Origin of the sequence: Pedobacter sp. W3I1, assembly GCF_030816015.1 — a bacterium.
Lineage (GTDB): Bacteria > Bacteroidota > Bacteroidia > Sphingobacteriales > Sphingobacteriaceae > Pedobacter.
The window spans coordinates 601,999-616,568 of sequence record NZ_JAUSXN010000001.1 but is presented as its reverse complement, the minus strand read 5'-3'; the positions used below and the strand labels follow the sequence as shown (position 1 = coordinate 616,568).

General features: G+C 38.4%; 8 protein-coding genes and 1 pseudogene. 6 read left to right on the top strand and 3 right to left on the bottom strand.

The window, feature by feature from the left end; translation table 11 throughout:
• Positions 1 to 83: 83 nt before the first annotated feature.
• Positions 84 to 1,625, top strand: coding sequence for an aldehyde dehydrogenase family protein (locus QF042_RS02630; RefSeq protein ID WP_307525076.1), 1,542 nt, complete (start codon positions 84 to 86; stop codon positions 1,623 to 1,625).
• Between the two features lie 111 nt (positions 1,626 to 1,736).
• Here the strand turns inward: QF042_RS02630 and QF042_RS02625 are convergent, their stop codons facing one another.
• Positions 1,737 to 3,548 (bottom strand): DUF4153 domain-containing protein, encoded by a 1,812-nt coding sequence (locus QF042_RS02625; protein WP_307525075.1) that lies wholly within the window; start codon positions 3,546 to 3,548, stop codon positions 1,737 to 1,739.
• A gap of 138 nt (positions 3,549 to 3,686) precedes the next feature.
• Between QF042_RS02625 and QF042_RS02620 the strand changes: the two genes are divergently transcribed.
• From QF042_RS02620 to QF042_RS02605, 4 genes are all read left to right on the top strand, one after another.
• Positions 3,687 to 6,491: an outer membrane beta-barrel family protein gene (locus tag QF042_RS02620; RefSeq protein WP_307525073.1), complete on the top strand. Its 2,805-nt coding sequence runs from the start codon at positions 3,687 to 3,689 to the stop codon at positions 6,489 to 6,491.
• A 5-nt stretch (positions 6,492 to 6,496) separates the two neighbouring features.
• On the top strand, positions 6,497 to 7,279 hold the full coding sequence (locus QF042_RS02615; protein ID WP_307525071.1) for a GLPGLI family protein: 783 nt from the start codon (positions 6,497 to 6,499) through the stop codon (positions 7,277 to 7,279).
• 96 nt (positions 7,280 to 7,375) lie between these two features.
• The gene (locus tag QF042_RS02610; protein ID WP_307525070.1) at positions 7,376 to 7,903 is read left to right on the top strand and encodes a Crp/Fnr family transcriptional regulator; all 528 of its coding nucleotides are present in this window, start codon (positions 7,376 to 7,378) and stop codon (positions 7,901 to 7,903) included.
• A 343-nt stretch (positions 7,904 to 8,246) separates the two neighbouring features.
• Positions 8,247 to 8,681, top strand: coding sequence for a carboxymuconolactone decarboxylase family protein (locus QF042_RS02605; protein WP_307525068.1), 435 nt, complete (start codon positions 8,247 to 8,249; stop codon positions 8,679 to 8,681).
• 108 nt (positions 8,682 to 8,789) lie between these two features.
• Here the strand turns inward: QF042_RS02605 and QF042_RS02600 are convergent.
• Both QF042_RS02600 and QF042_RS02595 read right to left on the bottom strand, forming a co-directional pair.
• A pseudogene (locus QF042_RS02600) lies at positions 8,790 to 9,975 on the bottom strand (class I SAM-dependent rRNA methyltransferase).
• An 82-nt stretch (positions 9,976 to 10,057) separates the two neighbouring features.
• A complete protein-coding gene (locus tag QF042_RS02595) occupies positions 10,058 to 11,074 on the bottom strand; it encodes a LacI family DNA-binding transcriptional regulator (protein WP_307525067.1) in 1,017 nt (338 codons plus the stop codon).
• Between the two features lie 265 nt (positions 11,075 to 11,339).
• Here QF042_RS02595 and QF042_RS02590 point away from each other — a divergent pair, with 265 nt between their 5' ends.
• Positions 11,340 to 14,561, top strand: a complete 3,222-nt coding sequence (locus QF042_RS02590) for a TonB-dependent receptor (protein WP_307525064.1) — start codon at positions 11,340 to 11,342, stop codon at positions 14,559 to 14,561.
• The last annotated feature ends 9 nt before the right edge of the window (positions 14,562 to 14,570 follow it).

The window sequence follows — 14,570 nt, the reverse complement described above, 5'->3', positions numbered from 1 at the left end:
TTAACGATTGTGCTAATTAAAGGAGCTGGATGTAGCCTGCTTTATCTTATTTTTTTCGTTTTTTTGTATAAATCGTTAGATATATGACAACAGATATTCAATCCATTTTAAATAAATTGGGCGTAAAAGCGAACAATGCTGCCTATAGTACGGGCAGTAATTGGGGCGGAGAATCGAATGTAAATGCATTAGAAAGTTTTTCTCCTGTTGATGGCAAATTGATTGCCTCGGCTAAGGTTGCAAGCGCTGCTGATTACGACGCTGTTGTGTTAAAGGCCCAATCGGCATTTACGGAGTGGCGTACGGTTCCATCTCCAAAAAGAGGAGAAATTGTTCGTCAGTTTGGCGATGCTTTACGCGAGCATAAGGATGCGCTGGGCACCCTGGTTTCTTACGAAATGGGAAAAAGTTTACAGGAAGGATTTGGTGAAGTACAGGAAATGATCGATATCTGCGATTTTGCAGTGGGTTTATCGCGGCAACTTTACGGCTTAACCATGCACAGCGAACGCCCGAGTCACCGCATGTACGAACAATGGCATCCATTGGGCATTGTGGGAATCATTTCTGCATTTAATTTTCCTGTAGCCGTTTGGAGTTGGAATACCGCCCTGGCTTTGGTTTGCGGGAATGTTTGCATCTGGAAACCTTCAGAAAAAACACCTTTAACCGCCATCGCCTGCCAACATATTATTGCAAAAGTTTTTAAAGATAATGATATAGCCGAAGGAGTATGTAATCTGGTTTTAGGTGATAGGGAAGTTGGCGAACTGATGACCAACGATGGCCGGGTTCCCTTAATTTCTGCAACCGGATCAACCCGAATGGGTAAGGCCGTTGGCGCTGCAGTTGGCGCACGTTTAGGAAAGAGTTTGCTGGAGCTTGGTGGCAATAATGCCATTATCATTTCAGAACATGCTGATTTAGACATGAGTTTAATTGGTGCTGTTTTTGGTGCTGTTGGTACCGCAGGCCAGCGCTGTACTTCTACCAGAAGGTTAATTATACACGAAAGTGTATACGACGCTTTTACAGCTAAACTAGTTAAAGCTTACGGACAATTGCGCATTGGCGATCCATTAGATCAAAATAATCATGTCGGCCCGCTGATTGATACCGATGCGGTTGCGGCCTACTTAGATTCTATAGCAAAATGTAAGGCTGAAGGCGGCAATTTTGTGGTAGAAGGCGGTGTTTTATCTGGAGACGCCTATGCAAGCGGATGTTATGTAAAGCCATGCATTGCGGAGGTTCAGAATGATTTCAAGATTGTTCAACACGAAACGTTTGCGCCAATTTTATATCTGATTAAGTACAAAACATTAGATGAAGCCATTGCTTTGCAAAACGGTGTACCACAAGGATTATCATCAGCCATTATGACCTTGAATTTAAGAGAGGCAGAGCAGTTCTTATCGGCTAAAGGCTCTGACTGTGGTATAGCCAATGTAAATATCGGTACATCAGGCGCAGAAATTGGTGGTGCTTTTGGCGGCGAGAAAGAAACAGGTGGCGGCAGGGAAAGTGGATCGGATGCCTGGAGAGCTTATATGCGCAGGCAAACCAATACCATCAATTATTCGAATACTTTGCCATTAGCACAGGGCATAAAATTTGATTTATAAAGCGATCTTAACGCGATAAACCTATACGAAATCGTGTTGATTTTTTGAAACATTGACAAATAAAAATGGCCGGTCTTTAAAGACCGGTCATTTATTGGAAATAGGTTTAACTTAAAGTTTTTTAATGAGCAGATAACTTTTTGCCTCAAACCATGAATTGCCATCATGATCATTTTTGTAATATGTGCCCTGCAATGAAGTAATTACAATGGCATAGTTATACCCATTAATATTTTTCGAAACACTCATCAGCTTGGCAGGGTACAAGTATTCCTGTTTCTTTTTAGAAGCTTTTAATGTCCCATTTTTATATGCTTTAGTGGCATGAGCAAACAATTCTTTTAAATCGATCTGTAGTGCCTGTTGATTATTAACCAATAGCGAAATTTTTGATCTGATTTTATTTGTGGTTAAATCTGTACCGTAAAGACGTGTTACTTTTTCCTCGGGGTATCCGTTTAATTCGATCAGATAATCGTAGCCCTTAATGTTTAAAACCTGGTTTTCATCATTTTGAAGGGTAATGCTCATACCGGAATCATATTCCAAATCGCCTTTAACCTTAAAAATTGCCAGTGCGGTATCTACCTTGTCCATCCGCATGCTATAACGATAGTTATTTGTACCATCTATCTTTTGCTCTATTTTACTGAGGTCTTTTTTGGTAAAAGGCTGCAGCGTTTTTAATCCATGTGTATAAACCAGATACCTGATTACGGCCGGCTTTTCCTTAATATCGTCCTTTTTCTTGCTGTTCATTATCCGCTTTAAACGATTTAGCTGTGAATATTTAGACAGAGAAAAAGCACTCTGCGGACCATAAGTAGCCAATAGCGAAATGATGCACAAACTTATTGGGATTACCTTGATGTTCTGCTTTTTACTAAAAAGGAAATAGATCGTTATACCGGCAAGCCATAATGCCAGCGCCGTTAAAATATACCGGCTTTCTGTTATACCATAATGACCAACTCTTTTCCAAACAGCGAGCAGTAAAAGCACCACCAATGGAATCATCATCACATAAAAGAACCTGGAAAACAATTTAATCCAACTATTGCCGGCCGTTTCTTTAACCGGATAAACCAGGAGTAGCGATAAGATCCCAAAAACGGCATAGCCCAAAATCAGGCTTGATACCAAACCTTTCGGCAGCTCCCATAACAAAGCAATTTTAATTTCATACACCAGCAAAATCGCTAAGTAGATCGTTACCAATGGAATCAGTACAAACTGTGCAAATATTTTTAAACCTTTCGGATAGCTGTGATCTTCCTCCAGCAATTTATAATCAGTTGGGATTCCTGCTAAAAAGAAAGTAGTATTAAACCCAGCACTAATAATGGCAAATAAGGTCATATAGGTTTGCCATTTTATGTCGGCATTAAACAATCCATCAATGGCAACCAAGGCAATGGCCAATCCCGCATATAGTACTGCAGAATAAAGTGCGGAGGTAAGAAACCGAAGGAAAAGCGCTTTATTAAACTGCCAGAACCCATTCACGTTCTCCTGACCGATAAAGGGTGCAAATGCGACCAGTAAATGAAACGCAAATGCAAATAAGAAAATGCGGTAAAGATCTGCAGAATAGTTGGTAGGATCGAGGCTGAAGTAAAGCAAAACGCTGATGAGTAAGCCGCCTAAACGCAGTAGCCATTTTTTCTTTAATGGGTATTGATTACGCTCTGAAATTAAATCGAGCGCCAATATGAGCGCCAGTGCCAGGTTTAAAATGGCTATGGCCTTTATTAAATGATCTTTTAAATTCTCGTTCTGTTCTGAATAGTCACGATAATCAGAAATATGGATGTAATAGCACCAGCACAATGTTGCGGCAATCGCAAAAATAAATTGTAGGGGAAAACGCTTAATCACAGTTACAAACCCATTGTATAGCTGTTGGAGAGAGGGTAATTTCATCTGATTTTTTTTATTAAAGATATAACCTTTTGTGCTTAATGGCTATGCATCAGTCTTTAAATTGTTAAAAAAGGTTAAATCATTACCAACAACTAACATATTAGTTTTATATTCGGCAAACAAAACCAAATCCTATCTATGAAACGCCTATTACTCTCGTTGTGCTTTTTTATTTTTATTACTACTTATTCAAAAGCACAGAGCCTTCATACCATTAAAGGCCGAACGATTGATACTGCATCGACAACTCTTTTATCGGGAACCTCTATTGCCGTTTTAAATGCAAAAGATTCTACTTTGGTAAAATTTACCCGGGCAGCAGAAAATGGCTCATTCGAGCTTACCGGAATTAAAAACGGGAAGTTTATCCTATTGGTTTCTTATCCTAAGTACGCAGATTTTGTAGATCATTTTACACTCGATTCTACCGCTCTGGTTAAAGATTATGGAAAGATTAACCTTACCGGGATGGCCAAAATCCTAGCCGATGTAATTATTAAAGGAAACAGAACAGCCATAAAAATTAAAGGTGATACCACAGAGTTTGATCCAAAAGCATATAATATCGAACCAAACTCAAAAGTGGAAGATCTGATTAAACAGTTTCCGGGCTTTCAGGTAGATAAGGACGGGAAAATTACAGCTCAAGGCAAAACGGTTCCGAAGGTATTGGTAGATGGTGAAGAATTTTTTGGTGATGATCCTACATTGGTCACGAAAAATCTTCGTGCTGATATGGTAGAATCGGTTCAACTTTACGATAAAGCAAGCGATCAGGCCAGCTTTACTGGCGTTGATGATGGCGAAAAAACCAAAACACTTAACATCAAACTAAAAGAAGATAAAAAGAACGGTTATTTCGGTAAAGTGCAAGGTGGTTATGGAACAAAAGATTTTTATCAGGGCCAGGGAATGTTTAATAAATTCTGGGGCAAAAAGAAATTTTCGGCCTACGGCATTTTGGGCAATAATGGAACAGTAGGTTTAGGCTGGGATGACCGGGATAAATACGGAGCTTCTGGTGGCCTGACGATGAGTGATGATGGTGGAATGTATTTTAGTAGCGGAGGCGATGATTTTGATAGTTATGATGGACAATATAATGGTCAGGGTTTACCAGTAGCCAGAACCGGTGGTTTGCATTTCGATAACAAATGGAATAAGGATAAAGAATCGTTAAACACCAATTACAAAATTGGATCGATCAGGGTTCAGGGTACTCGAAACTCAATAAGTCAGAACAATTTGGAATCGGGAGTACAGAATAATACCTCTGATGAATCTTTCGATAATGACATGTTCAGACAAAAACTGGATGCCATGTATGAGCTAAAAATCGATACGACTTTGACCATGAAAGTTAATGTTGATGGCGCATTGAAAAAAAGTAATACCTCAAACCATTTTTTAACCTCAACTACCGGTGAGAATGATAAATTCCTAAATTCATCAGATAGAACGCTAAGCAATGAGGTAGATGATCAAAGTTTTAACATGAACGTTTTATTCACCAAAAAATTAAAGAAAAAAGGTCGCACATTATCATTAAATTTAAATCAATCGATCAACAAAAGTAACAGCGAAGGGTACTTAAACTCGCTTAACAAACGGGCAAACCAGACTGGAACTGGAATAATAGATAGTCTCACTAATCAATTAAAGACTAACGATATCACAAATAGTGCCTTTAAGTTAAATGCTGCTTATACCGAGCCTCTTTCAAAAACTTTAACCGTGATTATTAACTATGGCCTAACTTTAATGAATGGAAAATCAGATCGGCTATCCTTTAATCAATCATTAAGTGGCAGGTATGATATATTAGATACCCTTTACAGCAACAACTTTGAACTGAACCAGACCATTAATCAGGCTGGTGCAATTTTCAACTATAAAAAAGGTAAAACTGTTATCAATTTTGGATCGAAGTTTAGTGGTGTAAATTTTAAGCAGGATGACATTTACCACAACAAAACCTATGTCAGAAACTTTATTAATTACATGCCGCAAGCATCTTATCAATATCGTTTTTCTCAGCAAAAATCATTACGGATCAACTATAATGGTAATACCAACCAACCCTCACTTGATCAACTTCAGCCGGTTAGGATAAATAATGATCCGTTTAATGTTGTGGAAGGAAATCAAGATTTAAGACCGTCGTTTAGGAGCAATGTTAGCGCTAGTTATAGCTCTTACAAAGTTTTAACCAATCAATCGGTTTGGTTAAGCGGTTCCTACAGCTTTACTGCAAATCCAATTATTAGCGATGTAACAACTGATAATGTTGGTAAAAGTACCTATCGCTATATCAATTACAATGATAAAATGCAGACGAATTTTTATTTATATGGACAAATCAGCAGGAAGGTAAACGCGCTTGGAGAGATAAATATTGGTTTAAACGCAAACGCAAGTGGAAGTTCTTCTTATAACTTTATTACCACTGATTTAGGCAGGACCTTAAATAACACTAAAAACTATAGCTACAGCGGGGGATTAAATATCTCGAAATACAAAGATAAAAGTTATAGCTTTTATACACGCTTTGGCCCCTCATATAATATGGCAAGAGCAAGTATTGGCAGGAATAGTGATGGGTGGGGATGGACTGGTTATGCGTCAGGTAATGTGCAATTACCTGGGAAGTTTGAAATATCAACAGATGCAGAATACCAGTACAATGGAAAAACACAAGTGCTAACCGAAAGCTTTGAGCGTCTGATCTGGAATGCATCCTTAAGCAAAAAATTCTTCAAAGCCGAAAATTTAAAGTTCTCTGCAACCGTAAATGATATCTTAAACCAAAATATCGGTTTTAACCGTTCGGCCAACAATACAACCATAAGCCAAAGCAGTTATACCACTATAAGGCGGTATTTAATGTTCTCGGTATCATGGGATTTTAGCAAAATGGGCGGCGGTATTAAAACTCAAAAATAATGATCATGAAAACTACACTAAAATATATCATCTTATTTGCTGTTATTTTCATCAGCAAGAGCTTATCTGCTCAAAATATACACTTCGTACAAAATGGCATAATCGAGTTTGAAAAAAGATCGAATATGTATGCTTTGATCAAAAAGAAAATCAATAAAGATAATGAGTCTTATATGGCCCAGGCTTTTGATCAATACAAGAAGAATAATCCTCAATTTAAAGTTGCTAAAAGTACCCTAAGCTTTAACAAGGATAAAAGCTTATATAAATGGCCATCTGTAGAGGAAACCGCAAACCCAAGCTGGGTTGCAAGGGATGCGCTTGTCGATTTAAAAAATACAATAGCTACCGATTATAATACCAGCACCAGTATTGCTCAAAAAGCAGTTTATGAAGATACCTATCTGGTTAAAGACAGTCTGCGTAAGATTAACTGGAAAATTACCGATGAAACAAGAGAAATTGCGGGTTACGAATGCCGCAGAGCCAACGCCATTATTATGGATTCGATTTATGTAGTGGCTTATTATGCTAACCAGATCGCCGTTTCTGGTGGCCCAGAATCATTTACCGGGTTGCCAGGGATGATTTTAGGTTTGGCTTTGCCGCACGAAAACATAACATGGTTTGCTACTAAAGTAACAGAAGTTGTCGTTCCTGAAAAAGACTTAACTCCACCTACAAAAGGAAAACCAACCAATAATAAAGGTTTAGCGGATAAAATAACTTCAGCATTAAAGAATTACGGCCCTGAAGCGCTTTCGGAGCTAAAGGCTTTTTCACTTTAAGCTATTGATTTCGTTTTTATAATTTTGCCTATTTTAGCTCATCAATATATAGCAATGGGTAGCGCACTTTATAAGCATATTAATAAATTTATAGATTTGAGTAACGAAGAGCAGGAAATTCTTGCCCCGTTTCTCAAATCTTTTTCTGTTAAAAAGAAGGCTTTTTTATTAGAAGAAGGACAAACCTGCAGGGCGAATTATTTTGTAGTAAAAGGCTGCCTGAGGCTTTATTTCATTGACATAAAGGGTGCTGAGCAAACCACACAGTTTGCAATCGAAAACTGGTGGATTACTGATCTAACCAGCTTTCTATTTCATGAGCAATCTGAATTTTATATCCAGGCAGCAGAAACAACGGAGGTGATTGCCATTGAACACCATCATTATGAAGAAATGTTCCATAAATTACCTAAGCTGGAGCGATATTTCAGATTGATTCTGCAGAAAAATCATCAGGCCTCACAGCGGAGGATAAAATTCCTATACAGCCAAACCGCTGAAGAAAGATACCGCCATTTTAATAGTTTATTCCCCGAATTTGTACAGCGTGTGCCACAGTATATGCTGGCTTCTTACCTCGGCTTTACACCAGAATTTTTAAGTAAAATCAGGGCGAAGAAATAGGACTTTGTTAACCGCAAAGTTCGCAGAGAAAGAAACGCGAAGCACACAGAGTTGGGCTTATTGATTTTCGTCATTTCGACTGGAGCGAAGCGGAATGGAGAAATCTGTAAGTTCTGTTATTAAATAAATTACCCATAAATTTCTCCACTGCGGTTGAAATGAAGAATCGCATAAATTTTATCGAGTAACATTAAATGGCGAAATAACAGGCCTTTTAACCCTATTTAGCGCACTTTGCGAAAGCCTTTGTGCCCTTTGTGTTAGCTAATCATTTCTTAAACTACATTAAGTTTTTTGATCGTTAAGTTGCAGACCTTTACATCGTAATCAAAAAACAAATAAAATGGAAAGTAGAATTGATATCCCAAAAGTAGAGCCTGCAGCTTACCAAGCCATGTACGGTTTAGAGAAATATTTATCAACCAGCAAACTAGATCCGATTCTTTTGGAACTGATTAAAATGCGTGCATCGCAGATTAACGGCTGTGCATTTTGCTTGAATATGCACTCAACCGATGCCCGTAAAATAGGAGAAACTGAACAACGTTTGTATTTATTAAATGCCTGGAGAGAAACTACCTTATTTACGCCGCAAGAGGAAGCTGTTTTAGCCTTAACGGAAGAAGTAACTTTAATTAGCCACCATGTTTCTGATGCAACTTATCAAAAAGCAGCAAGCTTTTTTAACGAGCAGGAATTAGCGCAGATTATTGTGGCGATAGTAACTATTAATGCCTGGAACAGGCTGGCCATTACCGCTAAAGTAATGGTTGGATAATTAGATTCCGCTTTCAGCTTATCACAAAGACACGATAACACCTGGTTAATGTTTAAAATCTTGGTGCTATTGTGTCTTTGTGGTTTAAAATCGATGTACGGATTACGTTTATAGTACCCTTAACAACAATCCCTTTAAGTATTCTCCTTCTGGAAAAGAAATCCGGACCGGATGATCTTCTGGTTGGCAGAATTGTTTAATAATCTGAACTTCTTTGCCTGCATCAAGTGCTGCCCAGGCGATAATCTGTTTAAAGGTTTCAATATCAACCGCTCCCGAGCAAGAGAAAGTAGCCAATAAGCCCCCTTTTTCTAGTAATAACATACCTAAACGGTTCAAATCTTTATAGGCTCTTGCTGCACGATCCAAAGCTGATCGTGAAGGTGCATATTTAGGTGGGTCGAGCACAATCACATCAAACAATTCTCCCGATTCTTTGAAAACCCTGAGTTGTTTATTTACATCTGATTGAATGGTCGTTACTTTATCCACATCGAATTTGTTTAGGGCTACGTTCTGTTTTAATGTTTCAACAGCTAAACCCGAACTATCAACACTGGTAATGCTTGCAGCACCATTCGCCAGGCTATTCAAGCTAAAACCGCCACTATAGCTAAAGCAGTCTAAAACCTTCTTACCTTTAGTATAACTGGCCAAAATGCGCCTGTTATCACGCTGATCGCAGTAAAATCCTGATTTTTGTCCTTCAGCAATATTGATGTGGTAAATAATTCCATTTTCTTTTACCTCCAAAAATTCTGGTGGGTTTTCGCCCCAAAGTAATCCATTTTCAATGGGTAAACCTTCATGGGTACGTGCGGTTGCATCACTTTTATCGAATATTCCTTTTGGTTTTAATTCTGCTTTCAGTATTTCTACGATCTCTGTTTTAAACCTTTTCAATTCCAGAACTTAAAATCTGCACCGACAAGAAATCGGCATATTGATCAACAATTAAACCTGGCAGAAAATCAGCCTCGCTAAAAACCAGTCGGCAGGTATTGGTCTGCTCACTTAAAATAAACTGACGTGAAGCAATGGCCTGTTTTAACCGGTTCTGGTACCAGCTATTATCAATAGTTTGCGCTTCATCCCATTCTAAAAGACGAACGGCAACACGCGAATTGCTATTGTAATACCCATAGGCCAGAAATTCATTATCGAAAGCAAAAACTTTTACTACATCACCATCTTCAGGTTTTCCCTTAACTTTTTCTAATGCACCGGAAAATACCCATGGATGTCTTTGTAATGCCGCTTTTTCTTTACCCTTTTTTAATGTGATTTCTACCATGTTGCAAAGGTAATAATTTGTAGAGCGTTTGGCGACTAGCGTTAAGCGTTTAATTGTACGCCAATCGCTCTTCGCTTAGCGCTCATCGCTTCTGCATCTTCACCAGTTCAGTATCCAAAACTTTCGTTTCGAACTCAGTTATAGGTCTTTTGGCTTCGATCATGGAGATTAACAATTCGGTGGCTACCTGTCCCATTTCGAATGCCGGTTGTTTGACCGAGGTTAGCGATGGCGAAAACAATTCAACCAGATTAGAATTGGTAAAACCTGCAATCGCAATTTTATGTGCCACCTCAGGATTGGTTTTCTTCAGCGCCATAATACAGCCTGTGGTTAAGCGGTCGCTCGAAATAAAAATCCCATCAGGTTGTAATGGCAAAATTTCTTTCACCGCCTGTTCCAGTTCTGCACTATGCATACCACCATGCTGGCAATATTTAACCAGCTCGGGCCTAAATTCGATGTGATATTTAAGTAAAGCCGCTTTATAACCTTCTAACCTTTCTTTCGTGATCGAAAGGTTTTCGGAATTTGTTAAATGGGCAATAGTTCTTTTTCCTGATAAAATAAGATGTTCTGTGGCATCAAATGACCCCTTAAAGTTATTTGCGATTACCTTATGGGTTTCAAAATCTTTTGGCACGCGATCAAAAAATACAATTGGCAAACCCTTAGCGTATAAATCTCTTAAATAATCGATATCCTGTGTTTCTGAAGAAAGCGCAATTAATAAACCGTCAATAGAACGCGATGCTAAGTGTTCTACGTTTAGTTTCTCCTGCTTGTACGATTCGTGGCTTTGAGAAATAATAACATGATAATCTTTATCGTAGGCGATTGATTCAATGCCATTTATAACCTGTGAAAAAAAGTTGTTGGCAATTTCGCTTACAATAATGCCGATAGAATAGCTACGACGCTCCTTTAAACTTCTGGCAATTGGATTGGCACGGTAATTTACTTTTTCGGCATAGGCTAAAACAAGCTTCTTGGTTTCCTCACTAATTTCGTAACGGTCTCTTAAAGCCCTGGAAACTGTAGAGGTAGACAGGCCTAATGCTTTAGCAATATCTTTTATGGTAGATGTTTCAAATCTCATGTTTCGTATTGCGTACAAGTTACAAAAAATATCTCTTTAAGGGGATCACTCAGCAATATTAATAAACGTTAAGCTAACGTTTTTGGGAACGTTTGCACACTTTTTTAGTTAAATCTGGTTTCAATTGGTTTTAAGTTTGTAAAATTGTTACATCAACGTAACCAAATATAAACTAACTTATAACATCCCGAAATAGAATTATATTCTATCTGCAAGCGATTGCAGCATCATAAAAAACCAAATTACTTCAAATAAATAAATAACTATGAGCAGAGTTTTACTCTTTTTAGCGCTTCTCTCTTTTTTTGGATTATCTGTAGCTCAGGCACAAAACAGGCAATTAACAGGAACTGTGAAGGATAAATCTGATGGGCAGCCACTAATAGGCGTGAGTGTATCAATAAAGGATTCGAAAACTGGAGCGAGTACTGATGCGAATGGCGTTTACAAAATTACCATTCCGGCTAAGGGTGCAATTGTAGCCTTTACTTATGTAGGTTATAAAACCAGAAACGTTGTCATTACCGATCAAAGTAAACTAGATGTTAACTTAGAAGAAGATGCAAACAATCTACAGGAAGTTACGGTGAATGTGGGCTACGGAACAGTTTCTAGAGATAAGCTTTCTTCGGCAGTATCTAGCGTAACTGCAAAAGATTTAGCCGATTTCCCAGTGAGTACGGCAGCACAAGCACTTGCTGGTAAACTCGCCGGTGTTTCGGTAACCACAACAGAGGGAGCTCCTGGTGCAGAAATCGAAGTTAAAGTTAGGGGAGGCGGCTCATTAACCCAAAGTAATGCACCACTCTACATTGTAGATGGTGTTCAATTGGATAACGCACTTTCGTTACTTTCTCCTAACGAAATCCAATCTATCGATGTATTAAAAGATATCGCTTCTACAGCAATTTATGGTGCCCGTGCAGCTAACGGTGTTGTAATTATTACGACAAAAGGTGGCAAGGAAATGAAAACAACCGTTTCCTTTGATGCCTATGCTGGTGCGAGGCAAATTGTTAACGAATTATCCGTAATGAACCCTTATGAGTATGTTTCTTACCAATATCAGCTTTACAACTACAATACTTCTCAAGATGTTAAAGATTCCTTTACAAAACGTTATGGCACTTTTGAGGATTTAGATATCTACAAAAACGTTCAAAACATGGATTGGCAGGATAAAGTTTTTGGGCGCCAGGCATTCTCCAATACCCAAGTTTTAAATTTGGCCGGTGGAACCAAAACCACCACTTTCAATTTTACGGCAAACAATACCAGTGAAGATGGAATTATGTTGAATTCTGGCTATCGCCGTACTTTTGCTTCGTTTCGTTTTGATCATAAAATATCTGATAAATTCCGTACAGGAATTAACTTGCGTTACAGTCGCCAGCGTATAGACGGGGTTGGTACTTCTAGCACAGGGTCGCAAGGCACAAATCGTTTACGTAATTCGGTACGTTATCAACCTTATAACGGCGCCGGAGATTCTGGCGATCAGTTTGATGCGGATTATGGAGCAACGCTATTAACCAACCCAATTACTTTGGCTAATCAGGAACTGAAATACGATTACCGCAACGATTTTATTAGCAGTGCTTATTTAAGTTATCAAATATTAAAAAACCTAAGCTTTAAAAGCACATTGGGTTTAAACTTTACCGATCGAAAAACCAATACTTTTAACGGTCCGCTAAGTGGTGTTGCCCGTAATTCTGCTGGTTTGCCTGTAGTAGTTTTAGCAAATTCGAATACTACTACCTTAACCAACTCCAATACGCTTAATTATAGACCAAATCTTGGAGGCAAACATGAATTGGACATTTTGCTTGGCCAGGAGATTAACCAGTCTGACAACAAAAATAACAGCACAACGGTTAAATATTTTCCAACTAATATTACAGCAGATGAAGCCTTTGGAAATATTCAAAAAGCAAGTCCGGGAACTGGTCAGGTTCAGGATGCACCAACAACAGGTGTAAGCGGTTTTAGGTTATTCTCTTATTTTGGCAGGGCAACTTATACATTCGATAACAAATATATTTTAACCGCTTTGGTTAGGCGTGATGGTTCTTCATTATTTGCAGAAAACAATCGCTGGGGAACCTTTCCATCGGCACAATTTGCCTGGAGGGCATCAGAAGAAGGTTTCGTCAAAAATGCACAGTTAAACTGGTTAGATAATTTAAAAGTGAGGGCAAGTTATGGTTCTGCTGGCAATAACAGGATTGATCCAGATTTGTACAAAACATTATTTTACACCAATTCGGTAAGTGCAGGTTATGCAGCAAGCGATGCGTCTATTACTCCGGGACTTGCCACAACAGCTTTGGCCAATCCACTATTAAAATGGGAAACTACCATTTCTTTAAATTTTGGTGTCGATTTCAGTTTGTTCAAAAACCGTTTATCAGGATCGATTGATGTGTACAACAATCATGTTAAGAATTTAATCCTTAATGCAGACATCCCATCAATCTTAGGAAATGCATTTCAACTTCAAAATGTTGGATCTACACAAAATAATGGGCTTGAATTTCAACTAACAGGTTTAATTGCAAAAACAAAAAGCTTTACATACAGCAGTAGTTTTAATATCGCCTTTAATAGAAATAAAGTTTTAGGTCTTGCATCTGGTGTTACAGCTGTTAAAGCGGCTTCAGGCTGGGTAAATAGCCTGGATGATTTTTATGTTGAAGTTGGAAAACCGGTTGGCCAGTTTTATGGATATGTTTCGAACGGTTTTTACACCCTGGATGATTTTGACCGTGCAGCTTACGAATCGACAAATAAGTGGGTTTTAAAAAGTGGGGTAACAGATAATGCTGCCATCATTGGAAAAGCAACTGTTGCACCAGGTGATATGAAATTGTTAAAAACAACCAATTCAGCAAGCAATGTGATCACCGTTGATGACAGAACTGTTTTAGGTAATGCGCAACCAAAATTTACAGGAGGTTTTAACCAACAGTTGGCTTATAAAGGATTCGACATGAGCATTTTTGTCAACTTCTCCGTTGGCGGAAAAGAATACAACGCCAACAAAGTAGAGTTTACGTCTCAATACAATGTAAAAGACAACAACCTACTTTCGGTAATGAACGATAGATGGAAATGGTACAATACAAACGGCGCATTGATTACCAACTGGGATCAACTTGCAGCTGCCAATGCCGATACTAAAATCTGGACACCAGTTACCAATAACTATTTCCTAACCTCGTACAGCATCGAAGATGCTTCTTATTTAAGGATCAGCAATGTTACCCTTGGTTATTCATTGCCTTCAAAATTATTGTCAAGAACCAAAATAATTAACAAGGTGCGTTTTTATGCCACGGTAAATAATCTTTACACTATAACTGGTTATAAAGGTTACGATCCTGAAGCAAGTACCCGGAGAAACAACCCATTAACACCTGGTGTAGATTATGCGGCCTATCCGCGTAGCCGTTACATTTTGGCTGGCTTAAATGTTACATTTTAATCTAAACTG

Coding starts and splice junctions, on each gene's coding strand:
- QF042_RS02630 (WP_307525076.1), top strand. CDS start 84: ATGACAACAGATATTCAATCCATTTTAAATAAATTGGGCGTAAAAGCG.
- QF042_RS02590 (WP_307525064.1), top strand. CDS start 11,340: ATGAGCAGAGTTTTACTCTTTTTAGCGCTTCTCTCTTTTTTTGGATTA.
- QF042_RS02625 (WP_307525075.1), bottom strand. CDS start 3,548: ATGAAATTACCCTCTCTCCAACAGCTATACAATGGGTTTGTAACTGTG.
- QF042_RS02605 (WP_307525068.1), top strand. CDS start 8,247: ATGGAAAGTAGAATTGATATCCCAAAAGTAGAGCCTGCAGCTTACCAA.
- QF042_RS02620 (WP_307525073.1), top strand. CDS start 3,687: ATGAAACGCCTATTACTCTCGTTGTGCTTTTTTATTTTTATTACTACT.
- QF042_RS02615 (WP_307525071.1), top strand. CDS start 6,497: ATGAAAACTACACTAAAATATATCATCTTATTTGCTGTTATTTTCATC.
- QF042_RS02595 (WP_307525067.1), bottom strand. CDS start 11,074: ATGAGATTTGAAACATCTACCATAAAAGATATTGCTAAAGCATTAGGC.